This window comes from Microlunatus flavus (assembly GCF_900110855.1).
GTDB classification, from domain to species: domain Bacteria; phylum Actinomycetota; class Actinomycetes; order Propionibacteriales; family Propionibacteriaceae; genus Microlunatus; species Microlunatus flavus.
The window spans coordinates 815232-836490 of record NZ_FOFA01000001.1; the positions used below are offsets into that span (position 1 = coordinate 815232).

At 72.7% G+C, this 21259-nt stretch carries 22 protein-coding genes; 7 read left to right on the forward strand and 15 right to left on the reverse strand.

Features of this window, described 5'->3' with window-relative positions; all coding sequences use genetic code 11:
• Nucleotides 1–7: 7 nt before the first annotated feature.
• Both BMY04_RS03925 and BMY04_RS03930 read right to left on the reverse strand, forming a co-directional pair.
• Complete coding sequence (locus tag BMY04_RS03925) at nt 8–502, reverse strand: OmpA family protein (protein ID WP_139209734.1); 495 nt, start codon at nt 500–502, stop codon at nt 8–10.
• 31 nt (nt 503–533) lie between these two features.
• Complete coding sequence (locus tag BMY04_RS03930) at nt 534–1169, reverse strand: hypothetical protein (RefSeq protein WP_091177743.1); 636 nt, start codon at nt 1167–1169, stop codon at nt 534–536.
• 99 nt (nt 1170–1268) lie between these two features.
• On the opposite strand from BMY04_RS03930, the gene BMY04_RS03935 reads away from it, so the two are divergent.
• From BMY04_RS03935 to BMY04_RS03945, 3 genes are all read left to right on the forward strand, one after another.
• The gene (locus tag BMY04_RS03935; RefSeq protein ID WP_091177744.1) at nt 1269–1961 is read left to right on the forward strand and encodes a DUF429 domain-containing protein; all 693 of its coding nucleotides are present in this window, start codon (nt 1269–1271) and stop codon (nt 1959–1961) included.
• Nucleotides 1962–2004: 43 nt separating this feature from the next.
• A complete protein-coding gene (map, locus tag BMY04_RS03940; protein ID WP_091177745.1) occupies nt 2005–2772 on the forward strand; it encodes a type I methionyl aminopeptidase in 768 nt (255 codons plus the stop codon).
• Nucleotides 2773–2876: 104 nt separating this feature from the next.
• Complete coding sequence (locus BMY04_RS03945; RefSeq protein WP_170853972.1) at nt 2877–3767, forward strand: type IV toxin-antitoxin system AbiEi family antitoxin domain-containing protein; 891 nt, start codon at nt 2877–2879, stop codon at nt 3765–3767.
• A 32-nt stretch (nt 3768–3799) separates the two neighbouring features.
• On the opposite strand, the gene BMY04_RS03950 is transcribed toward BMY04_RS03945, so the two are convergent.
• A complete protein-coding gene (locus tag BMY04_RS03950; protein WP_232506081.1) occupies nt 3800–4915 on the reverse strand; it encodes a L,D-transpeptidase family protein in 1116 nt (371 codons plus the stop codon).
• Between the two features lie 241 nt (nt 4916–5156).
• Here BMY04_RS03950 and BMY04_RS03955 point away from each other — a divergent pair, with 241 nt between their 5' ends.
• Complete coding sequence (locus BMY04_RS03955; RefSeq protein WP_091177747.1) at nt 5157–5651, forward strand: hypothetical protein; 495 nt, start codon at nt 5157–5159, stop codon at nt 5649–5651.
• Nucleotides 5652–5701: 50 nt separating this feature from the next.
• Here the strand turns inward: BMY04_RS03955 and BMY04_RS22625 are convergent, their stop codons facing one another.
• Complete coding sequence (locus BMY04_RS22625) at nt 5702–5845, reverse strand: hypothetical protein (RefSeq protein ID WP_170853973.1); 144 nt, start codon at nt 5843–5845, stop codon at nt 5702–5704.
• A 182-nt stretch (nt 5846–6027) separates the two neighbouring features.
• Nucleotides 6028–6795: an SDR family NAD(P)-dependent oxidoreductase gene (locus BMY04_RS03960; protein WP_091177748.1), complete on the reverse strand. Its 768-nt coding sequence runs from the start codon at nt 6793–6795 to the stop codon at nt 6028–6030.
• A gap of 202 nt (nt 6796–6997) precedes the next feature.
• Here BMY04_RS03960 and BMY04_RS03965 point away from each other — a divergent pair, with 202 nt between their 5' ends.
• Complete coding sequence (locus BMY04_RS03965; RefSeq protein ID WP_170853974.1) at nt 6998–7945, forward strand: sigma-70 family RNA polymerase sigma factor; 948 nt, start codon at nt 6998–7000, stop codon at nt 7943–7945.
• A gap of 12 nt (nt 7946–7957) precedes the next feature.
• Here the strand turns inward: BMY04_RS03965 and BMY04_RS03970 are convergent, their stop codons facing one another.
• The 8 genes from BMY04_RS03970 to BMY04_RS04005 form a co-directional block, all read right to left on the reverse strand.
• Nucleotides 7958–8383 (reverse strand): RbsD/FucU domain-containing protein, encoded by a 426-nt coding sequence (locus tag BMY04_RS03970; RefSeq protein ID WP_091177750.1) that lies wholly within the window; start codon nt 8381–8383, stop codon nt 7958–7960.
• A gap of 65 nt (nt 8384–8448) precedes the next feature.
• A complete protein-coding gene (locus BMY04_RS03975) occupies nt 8449–9528 on the reverse strand; it encodes an aldo/keto reductase (RefSeq protein WP_091177751.1) in 1080 nt (359 codons plus the stop codon).
• 7 nt (nt 9529–9535) lie between these two features.
• Complete coding sequence (locus tag BMY04_RS03980) at nt 9536–10915, reverse strand: alpha-L-fucosidase (RefSeq protein WP_198409918.1); 1380 nt, start codon at nt 10913–10915, stop codon at nt 9536–9538.
• Between the two features lie 4 nt (nt 10916–10919).
• Nucleotides 10920–12923 carry a beta-galactosidase trimerization domain-containing protein gene (locus BMY04_RS03985; RefSeq protein WP_091177752.1) on the reverse strand — a complete coding sequence of 668 codons (2004 nt, stop codon included), beginning with the start codon at nt 12921–12923 and terminating at the stop codon, nt 10920–10922.
• Nucleotides 12924–12928: 5 nt separating this feature from the next.
• On the reverse strand, nt 12929–13843 hold the full coding sequence (locus BMY04_RS03990) for a carbohydrate ABC transporter permease (RefSeq protein ID WP_091177753.1): 915 nt from the start codon (nt 13841–13843) through the stop codon (nt 12929–12931).
• On the reverse strand, nt 13833–14762 hold the full coding sequence (locus BMY04_RS03995) for a carbohydrate ABC transporter permease (RefSeq protein ID WP_091177754.1): 930 nt from the start codon (nt 14760–14762) through the stop codon (nt 13833–13835). Before BMY04_RS03995 ends, BMY04_RS03990 begins: the two co-directional genes overlap by 11 nt.
• Before the next feature lie 108 nt (nt 14763–14870).
• Nucleotides 14871–16139, reverse strand: coding sequence for an ABC transporter substrate-binding protein (locus tag BMY04_RS04000; protein WP_139209735.1), 1269 nt, complete (start codon nt 16137–16139; stop codon nt 14871–14873).
• A 109-nt stretch (nt 16140–16248) separates the two neighbouring features.
• A complete protein-coding gene (locus tag BMY04_RS04005) occupies nt 16249–16992 on the reverse strand; it encodes a FadR/GntR family transcriptional regulator (RefSeq protein ID WP_091177756.1) in 744 nt (247 codons plus the stop codon).
• Between the two features lie 157 nt (nt 16993–17149).
• On the opposite strand from BMY04_RS04005, the gene BMY04_RS04010 reads away from it, so the two are divergent.
• Both BMY04_RS04010 and BMY04_RS04015 read left to right on the forward strand, forming a co-directional pair.
• On the forward strand, nt 17150–18487 hold the full coding sequence (locus tag BMY04_RS04010) for an enolase C-terminal domain-like protein (protein WP_232506082.1): 1338 nt from the start codon (nt 17150–17152) through the stop codon (nt 18485–18487).
• A gap of 69 nt (nt 18488–18556) precedes the next feature.
• Nucleotides 18557–19561, forward strand: coding sequence for an aldo/keto reductase (locus BMY04_RS04015; RefSeq protein WP_091177757.1), 1005 nt, complete (start codon nt 18557–18559; stop codon nt 19559–19561).
• Nucleotides 19562–19623: 62 nt separating this feature from the next.
• Here BMY04_RS04015 and BMY04_RS04020 read toward each other — a convergent pair whose 3' ends face one another.
• Both BMY04_RS04020 and BMY04_RS04025 read right to left on the reverse strand, forming a co-directional pair.
• Nucleotides 19624–20385, reverse strand: a complete 762-nt coding sequence (locus tag BMY04_RS04020) for an SDR family NAD(P)-dependent oxidoreductase (protein ID WP_232506083.1) — start codon at nt 20383–20385, stop codon at nt 19624–19626.
• Nucleotides 20382–21239, reverse strand: coding sequence for a fumarylacetoacetate hydrolase family protein (locus BMY04_RS04025; protein ID WP_091177758.1), 858 nt, complete (start codon nt 21237–21239; stop codon nt 20382–20384). The genes BMY04_RS04020 and BMY04_RS04025 overlap by 4 nt, the downstream gene beginning before the upstream one ends.
• Nucleotides 21240–21259 lie beyond the last annotated feature (20 nt).

A 21259-nucleotide genomic window follows, 5' to 3' on the forward strand; every position in this document is an offset into this window, starting at 1 on the left:
GCTGGGCTCAGCGGCGGGTGTAGACGACGACCACCCGACGGTTGATCTTCCGGTTGCGCTCGGAGGTGTTCGGCACGGCCGGGTCCGCCTCGCCGCGGCCCTTGACCGAGAACGGGTAGTCGGCCTTCGGGAGGTCGCCCCGCAGCACCTCCGCCACCGCCTGCGCCCGCTGGCGCGACAGGGTCAGGCCGTGGGCCGCCGAGCCGAGGTCGTCGGTGTAGCCGGTGATGCTGAGCCGGCCCGGGCCCGAGCGCGTCAGCTGCTCGGCCACGTCGTCGAGCCGGCCGCGCGCCCTGCGGTTGATCGTCGGGCTGTCGCGCGCGAAGAGCACGGTCGAGTCGAGCGTGATTCTCGTACGCCGCGGGCCGTTCTCGACGCGGGCCGTCCGCTGCAGGTCGGCGCCGGCGAAGACGATGTCGAGCACGGGTGCGACGATCGGCACCACCGGGGCGACCGGTCCGGGGGCGGCCGACGCCGGGACGACCGGCAGGAGGGTCGCCACGAGCGCCAGCCCGAGGACAGCCCCGCCCGCCCTACTGGAGCGGGACACCCTTGACCGTCCCGAAGGTGGGGATGCGGACGTCGACCGTCGTCACGTCGGCCGGGGGTGCCGCGAACGTGGCCGACACCAGCAGCGGGGCGTCGTCCTCGAGGAAGACGGAGGAGAAGCCTTTCGAGCACAGGCAGGTCCCCGCTCCGTCGGAGGCCACGAGGTAGAGCTTCGCGTTCTTGCCGTCCACGAGGGTGAGGCCGTCGGCGGCGAAGGGGTCCTTGTCACCCGCGTCGGCGTTGTGGTCGCTGAGCATCTCCGCGACCTGCACGTGGTCGGACCCGGTCGCGGGTGAGCTCAGGACGAGGTTGACGTGCGACACCGTCCCCTCGCGCAGCACGGGGTAGAGCCGGACCCTCACCTTCTGCCCGTCGAAGCCGCCCTCCCGGGTCGCGAACGGCTGACCCAGCTGGTCCGTCCCCGCGCTGGCGCTGGGGTCGGCCGGGGAGGGCTGCGCCTCCGTCGGGCTCGCCGGCGCCCCGGCCGAGGAGGCGGGCGGGTCGCTGGGGGCCGGGGCGGTGCTCGGCGAGGACCCTCCGCCCAGCACGCCGCACCCGGCGGTGAGGGCGAGGGTGGCGAGCGCCGCCGCGGCGAGCCTGGCGTGGACCGACGTCTGCATGCGTTCCTCCTGGTCGGGCCGGGGTTGGACGAGACCTGACGGTACGGCGTACCGGGGTCTCGGGCGGGCGCTCCGGCGAACCGGTGGTAGACAGCCGCCGTGGCGACGACGGGTCGGGTGCTCGGCGTCGACGGCTGCCGCGACGGCTGGGTCGGCGTCGCCCCGGACCCGGACGGGCCCCGGGCGTACACGGCGCCCGACCTGCGCGCGCTGGTCGCCCTGGCCGAGGGCGACGGTTCCGTGGGGCTGGTCGGGGTGGACATACCGGTCGGGCTCCTCGACGAGGGCTGGCGCCTCGCCGACCAGGAGGCGGCCCGCGCCCTCGGCGCCCGCCGTGCGTCGATCTTCCGGACGCCGGTCAGGGCGGCGCTCGAGGCGCCCGACCACGCGAGCGGCGTGCGGATCAGCGCGCGGGCCAGCGGTGGCGGCTTCTCGGTCCAGGCCTGGGGGCTGCGGGTAAAGGTCCTCGAGGTGGACCTGCTCGTCCGCGGCGGGGAGGACCGGGTCCGCGAGGTGCACCCGGAGCTGTCGTTCGCCCGCCTCGCCGGGCGGCCGGCCCTGCACCCCAAGAAGACCTGGGCCGGCCAGCAGGAACGCCTGGCGCTGCTGGCCGCCGCCGGCATCGACCTCACGCGGCTCCGCGGCGGCACCGGGTCGGCGGCGCCCGACGACGTGGTCGACGCCGCGGCGGTCGCCTGGACCGCCCTCCGGCTGGCCCGCGGCGACGCCGTCAGCGTCCCCAGCCCGCCGCAGCCGGCGCCGTACGGCCTGCACGCCGCCATCTGGGTCTGACGCGAGGGCGTCGGGCCTTGGCCGCTGGGGCATCATCTTCGTCGTGATCGAGTACCGCACCCCCGCCGAGATCGAGCAGATGCGCCCCGCCGGCCGCTTCGTCGCCGACGTCCTCACCGCGCTCGTCGACAAGGCCGCCGTGGGCGTGAACCTCCTCGAGCTCGACCAGCTGGCCCACCGGATGATCGACGAGCGCGGGGCCGAGTCCTGCTACATCGACTACCACCCGTCCTTCGGCGCCAGCCCCTTCGGCAAGGTGCTGTGCACGTCGGTCAACGACGCGGTCCTGCACGGGCTGCCGCACGACTACACGCTCGCCGACGGCGACCTGCTGAGCGTCGACTTCGCCGCGTCGGTGGACGGCTGGGTCTCCGACTCGGCCGTCAGCGTCGTCGTCGGGCAGGTCCGCGAGCAGGACCAGCGGCTGATCGACACCACACAGGAGGCGCTCGCCGCCGGCATCGAGGCCGCGCAGGCCGGGGCCCGGGTCGGCGACATCTCCTTCGCCATCGCGCGCGTCGCCCACCACGCCGGCTACAAGATCAACACCGACTTCGGCGGCCACGGGGTCGGGCGCACGATGCACGGGGACCCGCACGTCGCCAACGACGGGCGCCGCGGGCGCGGCCTCACGCTGAAGCCGGGGCTCGTGATCGCCATCGAGCCCTGGTTCTGCGAGAGCACCGACAAGATCTACACCGACGCCGACGGCTGGACGCTGCGGAGCCGCGACGGTTCCCGCGGCGCGCACTCCGAGCACACGATCGCCGTCACCGAGGACGGCCCGGTCGTCCTGACTGCTCGCGACTAGAACTTCTGCACGGTTGTCCACAGCAGAGGTGGTCAACGCAGCAGAAGATCCACAGGCCGCCCGTCTGACGGCGGATCCGGGTTCGTGTCGTTACTCCTACGGACGTGAGTACCGTCCAGGAGCACCTCCTGCATCAGGCCGGCGCGATCTCGACCGGCCAGGCACGCGCGGCCGGGCTCAGCCCGCGCCAGATCGACCACAAGATCTCGACCGGAGAGTGGCTCGCGGTGAGACGCGGCGTGTACCGGCTCGCCGCCGCCGTCCCGCTGCCGGAGACGGGGTTGTGGACCGGCCTGCTCGCGCTCGGGCCTGACGCGCTCCTCGCGGAGGAGGGCGCGGTCTGGTGGTGGGGCATCGTTCCCGAATCGCCCTCCTGCTGGACCTTCGTCGCGCGCAGCACCCGCCGGGACGACGCAGGCCTCCGGACCAGCCGGGCGTTCGTGGACCGGCGCGACCAGCACCGGCACCGAGGGATCCGGGTGGTGGGCCGAGCCTGGGCCGTGCTGACGACGGCGGCGAGCCGGGAACGCCGTGAAGCCGGTCGAGGCATCGCGCTGATCGACCGCGCCAAGCAGGCCCGCCACGTCCGGCAGCACGACTTGGAGCGAGCCTTCGAGCGTCACCCCGGCTGCTGGGGCAGCACCACCGTCCGGGCGCTGCTCGCACGCACCGGGGACGGCGCCCACTCCGAGCTCGAGCGCCTCGCGATCTCGCTCCTGCGACGCGCGGGGATCACCGGCTTCCACCCGAACCTCACGGTCCGGCTGCGCGACGGGTCAGCCGCAGAGATCGACATCGCCTTCCCGGCCCGCCGCATCGCGATCGAGCTCGACGGCTACGCGTTCCACTGCGGCGCCGACGCGTTCCGGAAGGACGTGCGGCGCGGCAACCGGCTCCTCGCCGACGGCTGGACCGTCCGCCGGTTCACGTGGGACGACCTGCTGCACGATCCGGACGCGTTCGTGGCGACCGTGCTCGAACTTCTGCAGGGTTGACCACCTGTGAGGTGGTCAACCCTGCAGAAGTTTCAGCGGTAGACGATGACCTTGTCGCCGGTGCGGGCCTGGGAGAAGAGCGAGGCGATGCCGGAGAGGTTGCGGACGTTGACGCAGCCGTGGGAGGCGCCGGCGTAGCCGCGGGCGGCGAAGTCGGAGCTGTAGTGCACGGCCTGGCCGCCGGAGAAGAACATCGAGTACGGCATCTTCGAGTGGTAGATCGTCGACGTCCAGGTGCGCTCCTTGCGCTGGATGCTGAACGTCCCCTCCCGCGTCGGTGTGCCGACCGCGCCGAACCGCACGTCCATCCGCAGCTGCGGCTTGCCGTCGACCACCCAGGTCAGGCTGTTGCTGCTCTTGCTGATGCAGATCGCGCGCCCGGTCATGCAGCGGCTGTCGAGCCCCGCCTTCGACGGCTTCGGCAGCCGGTTGTGCTTGGCGTCGGAGGTCGGGGTCCGCGTCATCGCGGTCAGCCGGCTCCACGTCCGGGCGTCGACCTCACCCGTGACGGGGATGCCGCGCTTGCCCTGGAACCCGCGCACCCCGCTCGCCGTCGCGCTGCCGTACGTCCCGGTCACCGAGCCCGAGAACCATCCGATCTGCTTGAGCCGCGCCTGCAGGTCGCGGACCTTGTCGCCGGTGGAGCCCTGGCGGTAGATCGCCTTGCCCGGCCGCAGCACGTTGTGCTTCTCGTCCTTGGTCGGCGTCGAGGTGCGCTTGGTCAGCTGCTTCCAGGTCGTCGGGTCGACCGACCCGGTCTTCTTCAGCCCGCGCTTGCCCTGGAACCCCTTGACCCCGGTGACCGTGCTCGACCCGTACGTCCCGGTGATCGCGCCGCCGAACCAGTCGAGGTCGCGCAGGCGCACCTGCAGGTCGCGCACCTTCTCGCCCTTGTCGCCCTTCTCCAGCAGCACGGCCGGCTCGGCGGCCTTCGCCGGTGTGCGGGAGGACGGCTTGCTCGCGGGCTTCGTGGTCGGGCTGGTGCTGGGGCTCGGCTCGGGCGACGGGGCCGCGGTCGCGCTGGTCGCTCCGCTCGTCTCGGCCGGCGGCTGCGTCTCCGCCGCGCCGACGGAACCTCCCGGCACGGTCCCGCAGCCGGGCAGGACCAGGGCGGCCGCGATCAGCGCACCGGCCCAGGTCGTCCTCACGGTCGTCCGCACGTCGCTCCCCCGCGTTGCCGCGACCCATCGTCGGACCGCGTCGTCGGCGTCACGCTAATTCACGCGGGCCCCGTCGTCACCACCCCGGACGGCCCCGGTGCCGGCTCGTGACCGGAGTCTGAAGCACCGCTCGAGGCCCTGCCCGCACGTGACCCGACCGTGACCGGCGATGGCCGCGAGCTCGGCGTGGGGCCTGCGGACGACCCGCGGACAGGTGAGGATACGGGGCATGAGTCAGCCCCCGTACGGCTACGGACCGAGCGACGACCGCCGCCCGGAACCCGGCGGTCCGCCGCTGCCCCTGCCCCTGACCGAGCAGCCGCCGCGCATGCCCGCGCCGGGCGCCCGCGTCGGTCGCGCGTACGGCGTGCAGGTCCGCCAGGAGTCGCAGTACGCGAGCAACAACGCGCACGTGTCGCTGACGGTGCTCGAGTTCCGGCTGGCCGAGCCCGGCAACCCTCAGCCGCTGGACGTGCTGATGCGCGGCCGCTCGCTGTCCGGCACGGTGCGCGACGGGGACTGGGTCGAGGTGGCCGGGCCGCCCGACGCGACGAACCGCTGGAACCTGCAGAAGCTCCAGAACCTCACGACCGGCTCGACGGTCGTCGTCACGGGCGGGCGGACCAGCAAGGTGGCCGCCGTCATCGGGCTGACGATCCTGGGCGCGATGCTGCTCGTCTTCGTGGTCGTCCTGGTCGGCGTCCTGACCGCCATGGGCAGCTAGAGGAGCCGGCCCGTCGGAGGACGGGCCGGCTCGTCAGCGTCGGTGGTGGCTCAGCGGCGGCGCGCCTGCTTGGAGAGCTTGGAGAGGCCCTCCTTGAGCTTGCGCTGGTTCTCCGGCTTCGACAGCTCGCGCGAGGCGATCTGCACGACCTTGGCCGCGACGGCGGTCTTGAGGATGGATCTGATCATGCTCATCGGACGCTCCTGGGTGTCGAGGTGAGGACCTTCCACGTTAGCCCGTCGGCGGCCGCCGCCGATGGGGTCGTGACACCGGTCGAGGCCTGAGGTTCCACCCAGATGACCCTGATCCGGTCGACCGCGGCCCCGGGCCCGGGCCGCGCCCTGCGCAGCGCCGGACCCGCCCGCCCGTACGGTCCTCAGAAGAGGGTGTAGCCGCCGTCCGCCACGAGCACGCTGCCGGTCATGAACGACGCGGCGTCGCTGGCGAGGAACACGACGAGCGGGGCGATCTCCTCGACGCTGGCGTAGCGCTGCATCGCCGCGTCCTCGATCCACATCCGCCGGAACTGCGGCTCGTCGACCGGCGCCATGTCGGTCTTGACGTAGCCCGGGGCGAGCGCGTTGACCCGCACCCCGTAGGGCGCCCACTCGGCCGCGAGGCTCTTGGTGAGCTGATGCACGGCGGCCTTGGAGGCGTTGTAGCCGGGCTGCCACTGCGGCCGGTTGACGATGAGCGCCGAGATCGAGCCGATGTTGACGATGGTGCCGTGGCCCTGCTCGGTCAGCTGCTTGCCGAACACCCGCGAGCAGGTCCAGAGCGCGTCGACGTTGGTGGTCATGACCGACTTCCAGTCCTCGGCCGTCACCTCCAGCGCGGGCGCGTGGACGCAGGTGCCGGCGTTGTTCACGAGGATGTCGACCCGGCCGAAGTGCTCGAGCGTGCGGGCGAGGATCGTCTCGACGTCCGCGGTCACGGTGATGTCCGCGTGCACGTAGACGGCCTCGATCCCGCGGCCCTCCAGGTCGGCCACGACCTCGGCACCCAGCGGGTCGTCACGGCCGACGACGACGACCTTGGCCCCCGCCTCGCCGAGCGCCGTGGCGAAGCCGCGGCCCAGGCCGCGGGTCGCGCCGGTGACGACGGCGACCTGGCCGTCGAGTCGGAATCGGTCGAGAACAGGCATCTCACGCTCCAATCACCCCGGGCCGGCCCCGGTGCGCTCACGCTAGGGGAGATCAGCCTCGGACGCACCTCGTGTCCATCCCTTCTGAGTACGCGAGCGCGCTCATCTGAGCGGGCTGATTCACGGGGCCGGGCAGGCGTCACGTCCGTGCGCGCCGGCGCGTCAGGCAGGGTGACGTGCGGTGCGAGGGAAGGGGAACGGCGTGGAGCGGGACCTGGCGGGAGAGTTCGAGGCGGAGCGGCCCCGCCTGGTGGCGGTGGCCCAGCGCCTGCTCGGCTCGCGGGCCGACGCCGAGGACGCGGTGCAGGAGACCTGGGTGCGGCTGCAGCGCTCGCGCACCGGGTCGCAGGAGCGGTCGGGGGACGGCGCTGACCCAGCCGCCGTCACGAACCTCGGCGGCTGGCTGACCACGGTGACGAGCCGGGTGTGCCTGGACGTGCTGCGGGCCCGCCGGGCGCGGCCGGAGCTGGTGCACGACGAGGCCGTCCACCCGGTCGTGGCCGCCGAACCCGGGCCCGAGGCGTACGCGGAGGCGGCGGACGCCGTCGGGACGGCCCTGCTGGTGGTGCTCGACGCCCTCGGTCCGGCGGAGCGGCTGGCCTTCGTGCTGCACGACGTCTTCGCCCTGCCCTTCGACGAGATCGGCCCCGTGATCGACCGTTCCCCCACGGCGGCGCGTCAGCTCGCCAGCCGCGCGCGCCGCCGGGTGCAGGGCGCGCCGGCTGCCGACCCGCCGACGCGGGGTCGGCGCCGCGAGGTGGTGGACGCGTTCCTCGCGGCCTCCAAGGAGGGGCGCTTCGCCGACCTGCTCGCGGTGCTCGACCCGGACGCCGTCGTGCGCTCCGACGCCGCGGCCGCGTCGATGGGGTCGGTGGCGCGCATCGACGGCGCGGAGGCGGTCGCACGCTTCTACGACGGTCGCGCCCGGGCGCTCGCACCCGCCCTGGTCGACGGCCTGCCCGGTGCGGTCTGGCGCCACCGGGGCGAGGTCAAGGTCGTCGTCGTCTTCGACGTGGCCCTGGGCGACACGCAGGGCGACGACCGCGTGCGGGAGGTCCTGCTCGTCGCCGACCCGGAGCGCATCGCACGGGCGGAGGTCACCCGCCGGCCCGGGCTGACGGTGGTCTGGTGGCGCGACCCCGAGGAGTGACGCCGGGCGGGCTCAGGTGCTCGGCGTCCGGACGCCGATGGTGATCAGGAGGTTGGCGCAGATCCGGGTGTCGGCCGTGGCCACGACCGTCGCCACGCTCGGGCTGCGGACCAGGTCGTAGAAGTCGAAGCGCTCCGCCTCGGTGACCTCGACGCCGGGACCGAGCAGCGCGCGGTAGCTGTCGTGGGCCGGCACCGCCGCGCCGTCGGGCGAGCGCATGAGCACCGCCGACTCGAGCGGGACGGTGTCGAGCACCCCGCGCAGGACGGTGTCGATGTCGACGACCCCGGGGCTGAGGTTGAGGTGGATGACCTCGGCGTGCGGCGGGCGGATCGTGGTGGCGGGGTAGTTGCCGTCGGCCAGCAGCAGCTGGCCGCCGTGGCCGGAGGCGGCGAGCGCCGCCAGCAGCGGCGGGTGCAGCAGGGTGTGCAGGAGCATGGAGCCCTTCCGGGGAACAGGGGTCGAGGCGTCGGACACGGGCCGGGGTGGACCGGGCCGCAGGTTCAGCGAGCGGTCGGCGAGCCGTAGCCGTCCCAGCCGGGGATGGTCCCGTCGACGTCCCACAGGTCCAGCCACGAGCCCGCGCCCGGCCACAGGAACACGGGCCCCTTGATCAGGCGGTTGTTGCGCTCCGCGCCGCGCAGGCTGTCCTGCTCCTCCGGCGTGAGCGGGTCGGACACCACGGCCTGCAGGCTCGACAGGTACTGCGGCCGCTTGACCGAGAACGGGATGGGCACCTGCCCCCGCGCGACAGCCCAGAGGAGGCAGACGACGGCGGGGTGGACGCCGCGCCGCTCGGCGATCCGGCGGACCTCCGGCAGGTCGGCGTCGGCGAGGTCGGCCTCGGTCCGGTCCCGCTCCGGGCGCGAGGGCGAGCCGAGCGGCGAGTAGCCGAGGGGGCGTACGTCGTGGTCGAGGCAGAACTGGAACAGCTCGCCCTGCTGGAACGTCGGGTGCAGCTCCATCTCGTTGACCGCCGGGGCGATCCGGGCGTCGGCCAGGACGCCGCGGAGCTTGGGGATGGTCATGTTCGACGTGCCGAGGTGGCGGACGAGGCCCTCGTCGACGAGACGTTCCATCGCCGCCCAGGTCTCCATGAACGCCTCGTGGACGTACGGCCGCGCGTGCGGGTCCCGCTCGGCGACGTCGGCGCCCGGACCGTGGTGGTTCGGGAACGGCCAGTGCACCAGGTAGGCGTCGAGGTGGTCGAGGCGGAGGTTCGTCAGGCTGCGCCGGGCCGCGGCGGCGACGTCGGCCGGGGCGTGGTGGTCGTTCCAGACCTTGGAGACGACGAAGAGCTCGTCGCGCGCCAGCCCGCCGGCGAGGGCGTCGCCGAGCACCGCACCGACCTGCGCCTCGTTGCCGTAGACCTCGGCGCAGTCGATCAGGCGGTAGCCGACGCGCAGCCCGTCGGCGACCGCGGCCGCCACGTCCTCGGGGCCGTAGCGGTCGGAGCCGAAGGTGCCCATCCCGACGGCGGGCAGCGTCGCGCCTCCGGCCAGCGGGACGCGCGGCACCTGCGCGGGGTCGACGCCGTCGGGGTCGGGCTCGAAGCGGCACGTGGTGCTGCGGGGCGTCGTCATGCCGACCTCATCGCGTCGGCAGCACGAGCAGGGCCGGGCCGTCGGTCGTGGGCGTGACCTCGGCCGTCAGCCGGCCGCCGTCCTGCCGGAGCTCCGCGGAACCGTTCAAGACGCGCAGCCCGTCGACGTCCACCGCGTCCGCCCCGACGCCGAGGTCGACGCCCGTGCCGCCGTCGACGGCGGCGACGAGGTGGCCCGGCGTGGCGAGCCAGCGCACCCAGCCGGTCTGCGAGGGCTGGACGAGGCCGGCGGGCGCCGGGCTCGACGAGCGCAGCACGGGCGCCGCCTCGCCCATCCAGCGGGCCAGGCCCTCGAGCGCGCGGCGCTGCACGCCGGGGATGGTGCCCTCGGCGGTGGGGCCGACGTCGAGCAGCAGCCGCCCGCCGCGGGAGACGACGTCGGTGAGGTGCTTGGCGATGCCGTTGGCGTCGAGCGACTGGCTCTCGTCCTCGGCCTGGTTGTAGCCGAAGGAGAAGCCGATGCCGCGGGTGTTCTCCCAGGCGCCGCTGTCCTCGGAGTCGAGGTGGTACTCGTACTCGCTGGTCGCGAAGTCGTGGTGCGTGTCGCCCCAGCGGTCGTTGACGACGCCGTCGGGCACCGCCGCGTAGTACTCCTCGAAGAGGGCGTGCAGCGAGTCGGGGCCGCCGCGCTTGCCGGCGTCGGGCCACTCGATGTCGTTCCACAGCACGCTGGGTGAGTAGCGGTGGACGAGGTCCTGCACGTGGCGCAGCGCGTAGAGGTTGTACGCGGCGTCGCGCGGCCGCAGACCGCTCACCTCGTCGAACTTCGTGTGCGGCGGGAAGACGCTGGTCGACCAGTCGAGCCCGCCGCTGTAGTAGACGCCGAACCGCAGCCCCTCGGCCCGTACGGCGTCGGCGATGTCGGCGATCAGGTCGCGCTTCGGGCCGCGGTGCACGGTGTTGCGCGCGCCCGTCCCGGGGGCGTCCCACAGGGCGATGCCGTCGTGGTGCTTGGTGGTGGGGATGACGTACTCGGCGCCGGCGGAGGCGAACAGCCGCGCCCAGTCGGCCGGGTCGAAGTCCGCGGCGCTCCAGGCGTCGAGGAAGTCGTCGTACGGCGCGCCGCCGTACAGCTCCTGGTGGCGCTGCTGGGCGGGGCTGCCGGCGATGCGGATGGTGTTGAAGTACCACTCGGCGTACGCGTTGTGGGCGAACCAGACGTCCTCGGGCACCAGCCCCAGCGCACCGCTCGGCTCGGCCCAGGCGGGCACGGAGTAGGCGCCCCAGTGGATGAAGATGCCGAACCTCGCGCCGGCGTACCAGTCGGGCAGCGGCCGCTGGAGGCTGGCCCAGAGCTCGGGGGTGTCGGTCTGCTCGACCCTCGTAGAAGGGATGGTCGAGGGGACGGACGGGGTCTGCTCGGTCACGGGGTCAGCTCCTGAGGACGATCATGGCGTGGCCGTCGAGCACGGTCACGGTGGTGCGGGCGACGCCGTCGGCCCAGGCCAGCGGCAGCGGGGTGCCGGCGGGTTCGAGCGTCGCGGTGCGCGGCTCGGTGTCGCAGGCGACCTCGACGTCGACGTCGACCAGCGGGAAGGGGTCGTCGACCAGGTCGATCTCGGCGCCGAGCCCGCTGCCCACTCGGGTGGGCAGATAGCTGAGCAGGTGCACGACGGTGCGGTCCGGCCCGCGGCGCACCGTGGTCTCCAGGTGCAGCGGACCGCCGGCCCGCAGCGCCGGGCGCGGCAGCAGCAGGTCGAGCACGTGCCCGAGGACCTGGCGGTGCACCTCGTTGCCGAGCCGGCCGTAGGTCAGCAGCAGCGGCGCGGCGACCGCCACGACCTGCCCGCGGCGCGTGACGGCCGCCCACTGAGACAGCTGGTCGGGCGCGGTGTAGGAGTGCCCGGAGAAGTGGGCCCACGTCCGGTCGAAGTAGGGCTCGACGGTGCCGACGAGCACCTCGGTGCCCTCCGACGGCGTCATCCGCAGCCCGCGGTCGTAGACCACGGTGTCCTGGCCGAGGTCGGGCAGGTCCGGCGAGACCGAGCGCAGGAAGGTGTTGGCGAAGGGCGACGGCCCGTGCACCGAGACCCCGGCCTCCGGGACGCTCACCTCGCCGTCGTCGCCGACCAGGGCGTCGCCGACCAGCACCAGCGCACCGCCCCGCTCGACGTGGGCGGAGAGCGTCGCCCGCAGGGCCTCGTCGACGACGGTCGTCTCCGGCACCAGCACGAGGCGGTAGGGCGCGAGGTCGGCCGTGGGCGGGACGATCGCGAACTGGTGGCGCAGCTGCTGCAGCACGCGCACCGCCCCGATGCCCGCCGCACCCGGGGCGTCGCCCAGCTCGGGGTCGACGACCACCGCGACCTCGGCGACGGGCTCGGTGCCCTCCTGGTGCGGCTCGCAGGCCTCGACGTGGGCGTACGCCGCGCCGATCCGCTCGTAGACCGCGGCGTTCGGCACCCCGCGCGGGTGCAGCAGGTCGCCGACCCCGTTGGTCAGGCCGAGGCTCAGGATCTGGGAGGTCTCGTAGTCGAGCGCGGCCTGCGGCTTGAGCGAGGCGTTGTCGCCCCAGCTGCGGTGGAACCGTCCGGTGTGGCTCAGCGTGGGCAGCCCGAGCGGGCGGACGAAGCGGGCCACGTACGGCAGGTAGGCGTAGCCCCAGCCGCCGGTCGGCAACGACTCGACCTCGACGTGCTTGAGCAGCGCCGCCTCGACGTGGAGGTTGGTCTTGGGCCGGCTGTTGAACCACACCCCCGACGCGACGTCCGGGCTCAGGTACGGCGCGGCTAGGTCCTGGAACCGCCGCATGTACTGCAGCGCGTTGGCCCGGGCGTACGCCGAGCGGCCCGCCTCGGTCTCGGGGTCGAAGCCCGCCTCGAGCGCGCCCTCGATCGCCCACCGGGTGCTGCTGGGCTGGTCCCAGCACATGTCGAGGAACAGCCCGTCGACGACGCCGAGGTGCTCGAGGACCTCGGTCGTCTGGTCGACGAGGAGCTGCTGGTAGGGGCTCGACATGTCGAGGATGTGCCAGCCGGCGACGAACGCGCCGCCGGGCGCGCGGCTGGGCTCGCCCCAGCGGACGAGCTTGAGGTCGGCGTCCATCGCCACCCACTCGGGGTGCGTGGTCGCCGCGTGCTCGTCGACCTGGACGCTGAGGTAGACCGGCGCACGGATGCCTACGGCGTGCAGCGCGTCCACCTGCTGCTTCAGCAGGTCGAGGTCGCGCGCCAGCCCGGGGTGCCGCTCGGGCCGGTCGGTGTCGTAGTAGAGCAGCCCGTGGTGGCACTTGGCGAAGACCGTGACGCTGTCGACGTGCGCCGCGGCGAACGTGGCGGCGAAGCGCCCCGGGTCGAAGTCGACGGCCACGTCGGGCACGTCGGGGCCCGTGTGGAAGTCCAGGTGGATGGTGCGGCGGGGGAAGAACGAACCCATGTGCTTCAGCGACCTCCGAGGCCGGAGAGGGCGATGCCCCGGACGAGGTGGCGCTGCAGGAGCAGCACGATCACCACGGTGGGCAGCATCGAGATGGTGGACGCGGCCATGAGCAGGTGCCACTGGCTGCCCTGCTGGCCGAGGAACCCGTTGAGACCGACGGGGACGGTGAACAGGTCGGTGGAGTTGGTGATGATCAAGGGCCAGAGGAAGCTGTTCCAGTAGTTGATGAAGGTGAAGACGGCGAGCACCGCGACCGCCGGACGGGCGATCGGCAGCACGATCGAGGTGAGGATGCGCAGCCGGTTGGCGCCGTCGACGAGCGCCGCCTCCTCCAGCTCCTTGGGGATGTTGAGGAAGAACTGGCGCAGCAGGAAGGTGCCGAAGGCCGAGAACGCCCAGGGCAGGATCAGCGCCTGGTAGCTGTTGGTCCACCCCAGCTGCTGCATGAGGATGAACATCGGGACGATCATGACCTCCTGCGGCACCATCAGGGTGATCAGGTAGAGCAGGAAGATCAGCTCGCGGCCCTTGAACTCCAGGCGGGCGAAGGCGTACGCCGCGAGGATCGAGGTGACGCAGACGAGCAGGGTGCCCAGCACCGCGACGACCATCCCGTTGGCCATGTAGCGGCCGAAGGGGACGTAGCTCCAGGCCTCGCTGAAGTTCGCGAAGCGGAGCTGGCTGCCCACCAGGCTGGGCGGCGAGGCGAACACCTCGCTGCCCGGCTTGAGCGACGTGGCGACCATCCAGACGAACGGCACCATGAAGACCAGCAGGACGAGGGTCAGCAGCGCCTGCGACAGCGGCGCTGGCCGGGACCGGTCCACCTTGTTGGTCCGCCGGCCGCGGGCGCGGGACGGCGCTGCCGCCGGGGTGGTGAGCGTGGGGCGCGCGGCGCCCTGGACCTCAGCCGTCATAGTGGACGAACCTCCGCTGGCCGAGGAACTGCAGACCCGTCACCAGGACGATGATGATCAGCAGCACCGTCGAGATGGCCGAGGCCATCCCGAGCGAGTAGAACTGGAAGCCCTTCTGGTACATGTACATGACCATGGTCTGGGTCGCCGCTCCCGGCCCGCCGCCCGTGAGGATGTAGGGCTGGCTGAAGACCTGGAACGACGTGATCATGGTCAGCACCGCCGCGAAGAACATCGACGGCGAGAGCATCGGGACGGTGATCGTCCAGAACTGGCGCCACCGGCTGACGCCGTCGATGTCGGCGGCCTCGTAGAGGTTCGGGTTGATCGCGTCGAGGCCGGCGGAGAAGACCAGCATGTTGTAGCCGAAGCCCTGCCACACCGACATCGCGACGACGCAGACCATGGCCGAGACCTGGCCGCCCAGCAGGTTGGTCGGACCCAGGCCGAACCACGCGGTGAGCACGTCGTCGACGAGGCCCTTCGGCTGCAGCATGAGCCGCCAGACGAGCGCGTTGGCCACGATCGGCGTCACTGCGGGCAGGAAGAAGAGCACGCGGTAGAGCCCCCGGAGCCGGATCCGCGGGGAGATCCACACCGCGAGCCCGAGCGAGATCACGAAGTTCACGGGCACGTAGAGCACGACGAAGATCACCGTGTTGCGCAGCGCCCGGAAGAAGACCGGGTCGGTCGTCACCAGGGTGACGAAGTTCTTGCCGCCGACGAAGGTGTGGTCGCCGAGGATCGGCCAGGAGAAGAAGGCCAGCGCGATCGAGCCCACGATGGGCGCCAGCGTGAAGATCAGGAAGCCGAGCCCGCTCGGGGCCAGGAACCCCAGCGCGGTCAGGCCGGCGCGGCGCCCGGCGGCCGTCTGGCCGGGGGTCGCCGCACGAGCGGCGGCAGGCGCGACGAGCGTCATGGTCCAGCTCCTTCGTCAGCGGGGCGTGCGGCGGCAGGCGTACGGGGCGGGTGACGGGCAGCGGCCGCCCGGTCGGTCAGGACCGGGCGGCCGTTCCCGCACCGCCGGCTACTGCCCGCCGGCCTGCTGCTGGACCTGCTTGAGGAAGTCCGCCGCCGGCTGCTGGCCGTTCAGGGCCGGGATCCCGTACTGCTGGAACACGGTCTGGATCTGGGTCAGCGTGGGCGAGGAGTGGAACGGCTCCGACTTGGCGATGGCCGCGTCGAGCGCCGGCTTGGCCTCCTTGAGGTCGCCGACGTACCAGGCGTCGGACTGCGCGGTCCGCGCCGGGTAGGCACGGCCCGCCTCGCCCAGGTACTTCTCGGCCTCGGGACCGGTGATCGTCGCGATGGCCTTCAGCGCGGCGTCGGGGGTCTTGCAGGACTTCGAGACGCCGTAGCCGGAGCCCGCGATGTGCGAGGTGCCGCCGCCCGCCCCGACCGGGATGACCGCGACGCCCGGCTTGAACTTCGCGGTCTTGACGATGTTGCCGTACTGCCAGGGGCCGTCGACGACCATCGCGGTGTTGCCGGCGATGTACTCGTTGAGCGCGGCGTTGGTGTCGGTGGTGGCCGGCAGCTGCGGGATGACCCCGTCCTTCTGCAGGCCCTGCAGCCAGCTGAAGGTGTCGACCATCCCGGGGGTGTCGATCTGCAGCTTGCCGCTGGCGTCGATCGGCTGCTGGCCTGTGCGGGTCAGCGTCCACGCCGCGAACTGGTCGACGGTGGGGAACATGCCGTAGCCGTTCTTGCCGCCCGTGGTCAGCTTGCGGGCGTCGGCCTCGAACTCGTCGACGGTCCAGGTGGTCGAGGGCTCCTTGAGCCCCGCCTTGGCGAACAGGTCCTTGTTGTAGAAGACGACGAGGGGCCCGAAGTCGTACGGGATCGCGATCTGCTGGCCGTCGGACTGCAGCGCCTGGGAGATGGCGGGGTTGAACTCGCTCATCTTGATCCCGGCGGCCTCGAGCTTGGACTGCTCGAGCGGGAGCATCAGCGAGGTGATGCTGGGCGCCCGGGGGCCCTGCACGCCGAGGATGCAGCCGACGTCGCCGCCGCTGGCCTGCGCGGCGAGCTTGGTCCAGTAGTCCGGGAACGTCGAGGTCTGGATCGTCAGCTTGATGTCGGGGTTGGCCTGGGTGACCATCTCCGACAGGTGGTTCAGCGTCTCGGTCTCGATCTCCGAGCCCGACCACATCTGCCAGGTCATCGTGGTGACGCCGCCGCTGCTCGAGCTGCCCGACGACCCTCCCGAGCCCCCGCAGGCCGTCAGGCCCAGCGCGAGCACCGTCGTCGACGCCACCGCGGCGGCGACCTTCATCCGAGCACGTGCGTTCCTCACCCAGAACTCCCTTGTCTGTCGGCGCCGGCGCCCCCCGAGCCCGCTGCGCGCCGTCGATCCTGGCGGCCAGCTCGGCAAACACCTGATGTCTGGGAGTATTGACCGCCGATCAAACGGAAGTCAAGGACCGGTCCGCATCCGGGTCCGAGGCCTCGTCGGGCTCGGTCTCCCCGCTGGCGACCATCGTCTGCAGCCAGCTCTCGACGCTCGCGACGTGCACCAGCGCGGCGGCCTCGGCCAGGTTGGCGTCGCCCGCCTCGATCGCCGCGAGGATCGCGCGGTGCTCCTCGACGGTGCGGTGGTTGGCCTCGGCGTCCATGATCCCGCGCCACACCCGGGTGCGGACGGTGCCGCTGGAGATGCCGGTCAGGACCGAGGCGAGGACCGGGTTGTGGCTCGCCCGGGCGACCGTCGCGTGGAAGTCGGTGTCGTGCCGGATCAGGTCCTTCTGCGCGCTCGCCCCCGCCATCAGCGCGATGTGCCGCGCCATCTCCGCGCGCTGCTCGGCGCTCGAGCGCACCGCGGCGAGCGCGGTCACCCCGGGCTCGATGAGCCGGCGGGACTCGATCAGGTCGAGGATCGAGTCCTCCTGCATCAGCTCCACGGCGGCCTGGATGCCGGTCAGCAGGAGGTGCGGGGTGAGGCTCGTGACGTAGGTGCCGTCCCCGCGGCGGACGTCGAGCACGCCGGCGGTCACCAGGCCCCGCACCGCCTCACGGAGGCTGGAGCGGGACACGCCGAGCTCGGCGCTCAGCTCGGCCTCGGCCGGCAGCCGCTCCCCCGGGACCAGGCGCCCGGAGATGATGAGATGGCGGACTCGCTCGATGGCGGCCTCGGTCAGCGGTGCGGCCATGTGGCCCCCTCCTGTCGGCGCCCTGGTCTCCGACCCGCAAACATCAGGTCTATGATCCTTCTCGGACGCATGATCACCCCTACGGTTTCGTAACGATCCGCTGCTCGTCCATCGTCCCGGCGCCGAGGCCTGCGGCGCCCCGAGCCCCGGAGGCCCCGTGCCGAGCAGCAGCACCCCGACGAGCACCGGAGCGAGCACCGCGACCGTCACCGCGATGGACGTGCTCGACGTCCGCTTCCCGACCTCGCGCGACCTCGACGGCTCCGACGCGATGAACCCGGAGCCCGACTACTCGGCCGCGTACGTCGTCCTGCGGACCGACGACCCCGACGGTCACGAGGGCCACGCGCTGGCCTTCACCACCGGGCGCGGCAACGACGTGCAGGCGAACGCCATCGCCGCGCTGGCCGACCGGGTGGTCGGCACGCGCGTCGCCGACCTCTGCGACGACCTCGGCGGCTTCTCCCGCCGGCTGGTGCACGACCCGCAGCTGCGCTGGCTCGGCCCCGAGAAGGGCGTCATGCACATGGCCATCGGCGCCGTGGTCAACGCCGCCTGGGACCTCGCCAGCAAGCGGGCCGGCCAGCCCCTGTGGGACTTCCTCGCCTCGATGAGCCCGGAGCAGCTGGTCGCGCAGGTCGACTTCCGCTACCTGACCGACGCCCTGACCCCCCACGAGGCGCTGGAGATCCTCCGGGCCGCGGAGCCGGGACGCCGGGAGCGCCGGGCCCGCCTGCTCGAGCAGGGCTACCCCGCGTACACCACCACCCCGGGCTGGCTCGGCTACTCCGACGACAAGCTCGTCCGGCTGTCCAAGGAGGCCGTCGCCGACGGATTTCCGATGATCAAGCTCAAGGTCGGCGCCGACGTCGAGGAGGACGTGCGTCGCCTGGAGCTCGCGCGCGGCGCCGTGGGCGAGGACGTCAAGATCGCGGTGGACGCCAACCAGCGCTGGGACGTCGGCCCGGCCATCGACTGGATGAAGCGGCTGGAGCCCTTCGCCCCGTACTGGATCGAGGAGCCCACGTCGCCTGACGACGTGCTCGGCCACGCGGCGATCCGCCGCGGTGTGGCACCGACCAAGGTCGTCACCGGCGAGCACGTCGCCAACCGCGTGGTCTTCAAGCAGCTGCTCCAGGCCGAGGCCGTCGACGTGGTCCAGATCGACGCGGCGCGCGTCGGCGGGGTCAACGAGAACATCGCGATCCTGCTGCTGGCGGCGAAGTTCGGCGTCCCGGTCTGCCCCCACGCCGGCGGCGTCGGGCTGTGCGAGATGGTCCAGCACCTGTCGATGTTCGACCTCGTCGCGGTGTCGGGGACCACCGACGACCGCATGATCGAGTTCGTCGACCACCTGCACGAGCACTTCGTGGCCCCCGTCGAGGTGCGCGACGGCCACTACGTGGCACCGACCGTCCCGGGAGGCGGCGCGCAGATGCACGCGCGCAGCCTGTCGGACCACCTCTTCCCGGACGGGCCCGTCTGGCGCGCCTGAGCGCCTCACCTCCTCACCCACCGGTGCGGCGCACCCGCCGCACCGTGCTCCCTCACGACAAGGACACCCATGGAGTACACGAACCTCGGCCGGTCGACGATGACGGTCAGCAAGATCTGCCTCGGCACCATGCACTTCGGGCCGAAGGCGACCGAGGAGGAGTCGCACCGCATCCTCGACCGGGCCCTCGAGATGGGCATCACCTTCATCGACACGGCCAACGTCTACGGCTCCGAGGCCGGCAAGGGCCGCTCGGAGGAGATCGTCGGCACCTGGCTGGCCTCCCGGCCCGGCGCGCGGGACGAGATCCAGCTGGCGACGAAGGTCTACCACTCGATGACGCCGGAGTGGAAGCCGAACGAGGGCCGCGGCTTCTCCGCGTACAAGGTCCGCAAGCACCTCGCCGACTCGCTGCGCCGGCTGCAGACCGACCACGTCGACCTCTACCAGATCCACCACATCGACCCGGACGTCTCCTACGAGGAGCTGTGGGGGACGTACGAGAAGGCCGTGGCCGACGGCGACGTCCTCTACGCCGGGTCGAGCAACTTCTCCGGCTGGGGCCTGACCAAGGCGCAGCTGCACGCGTGGCAGCGCGGCTTCGTCGGCTTCGTCTCGGAGCAGACGCAGTACAACCTGCTGAGCCGCGTCCCCGAGATGGAGGTGCTGCCGGCGGCGAAGGACCTCGGCGTCGGCGTCATGGCGTACATGCCGCTCGCCGGCGGTCTGCTGACGGGCAAGACCGAGTCCTTCGACGGCAGCCGCACGCGGCAGGTCGAGGAGGAGTACGGCATCCACATCGGCCCGGAGAACTCGCAGTTCCGGGACTTCTCCGCGCTGTGCCGCGAGCTGGGCGAGACCGACGGCGTCGTCGCGACGGCCTGGGTCCTGCAGCACCCGGCGGTCGACAGCGCCATCGTCGGCGTACGGACCGTCGAGCAGCTCGACGGGCTCGACCGGGCGGCGTCGCTGGTGCTCGAGCCCGCCGTGATGGAGCGCCTCGACGACATCTTCAACATCAACAAGGGCCGCCGGATCGGCCCGGGCGCGTCGCCGGAGGCGCACTCCTGGTGACCCGCGGCCGACCCGGAGCGGGTCGAGCACGAGGATGAGCCACCCGCTCCGGCTGCCGGGACCTAGGTCCGCAGCCGGAGCGCGGTCATCCCGCCGTCGACCGACAGCGACGTCCCGGTCGTGGAGGACGCCGCCGGGTCGACGAGGTACGCCACGGCCGCCGCGACCTCGGCGGCGGCGACGAGGCGCTTGTGGGGCTGCCGGGCCTCCAGCGCCGCACGTTCCGCGGCCGGGTCGTCGGCCGCCTGGAGCAGCCGCGCCACCCACGGGGTGTCGGCCGTGCCGGGGTTGACGCAGTTGACCCGGATCCCCTCGGGCAGGTGGTCGGCGGCCATGGCGCGGGTCAGCGCCTCCACCGCCCCCTTGGTCGCGCTGTAGAGCGCGCGCTGCGGGAGCCCGACGTCCGCCGCGACCGAGCAGGTCAGGACGACCGACGCCTGCCCGGCCTCGCGCAGGTGCGGCAGGGCCGCGCGCATCAAGCGGACCGTGCCGACGACGTTGACGTCGAAGACGCGGTGCCACTCGTCGTCGGGGTTGTCCGCGACGGTTCCCGCGGCCCCGATGCCGGCGTTGCTCACCAGCGTGGTCAGCCCGCCGAGCGCGTCGACGGCGGCCGCGACACCGGCCCGTACGGAGGCGTCGTCGCTGACGTCGGCCTGCACCGCCACCGCGTCGGCGTGCGCCCGGGTGATGTCGCGGTCCAGCACCGCGACCCGCGCGCCGCCGGCCAGCAGCCGTTCGACGATCGCGGCCCCGATGCCCGAGGCCCCGCCCGTGACGATGGCGCGCTGGCCCTCCAGGGGGGCCCGCAGGTCGGCGCTCACGCCCCCACCTCCGCGCGGACGCAGGTGCTGCGCTGGCGCCCCAGCCCGTCGATCTCGAGCTCCACGACGTCGCCGTCGGTGAGGTAGGGCTGGTCGGGCAGACCGAGGGCGACGCCGGCCGGCGTCCCGGTGTTGATGAGGTCGCCGGGCCGCAGCACCATGAACTGGCTCAGGTACCAGACGACGTGGTCGACGCCGAAGATCAGGTCCGACGTGGTGCCGTCCTGGCGCTGCTCCCCGTTCACCCACAGGCGCAGGCCGAGCGCGGACGGGTCCACCTCGTGGGCCGGCACCAGGTCGGGTCCGAGCGGGTTGAACGTCTCGCAGGACTTGCCCTTGTCCCACTGGCCGCCGCGCTCCAGCTGGTACTCGCGCTCGGACACGTCGTGGGAGACGACGTAGCCGGCGATGACCGCGCGGGCGGCGTCAACGTCGGGCAGGTAGCGGGCGGTGGCGCCGATGACCACGCCGAGCTCGACCTCCCAGTCGGTCTTGCGGCTGGTCGGCGGCAGCAGGACGTCGTCGTACGGCCCGACGACCGTGGAGGGGTCCTTCATGAAGAGGATCGGCTCCTCCGGGATCGCCGCGCCGGTCTCGGCGGCGTGGTCGCGGTAGTTCAGCCCCACGCAGACGATCTTGCCGGGACGCGCGAGCGGTGCGCCGACCCGCTCGGGCAAGTCGTCCAGGCGGGGCAGCCGGCCGGCGCCCAGAGCCTCCTGAGTGGCGGCGAGTCCGCCGCCGGCCAGGAAGGCGGCGTCGACGTCAGCGGTGAGCGGACGGAGGTCGAACGCCCCGTCGTCGGTGACGACCACGGGCTGCTCCGAGCCCAGCGGCCCTCGGCGTTGGAACTTCACGCGTCCTCCTCGAAGCGGTC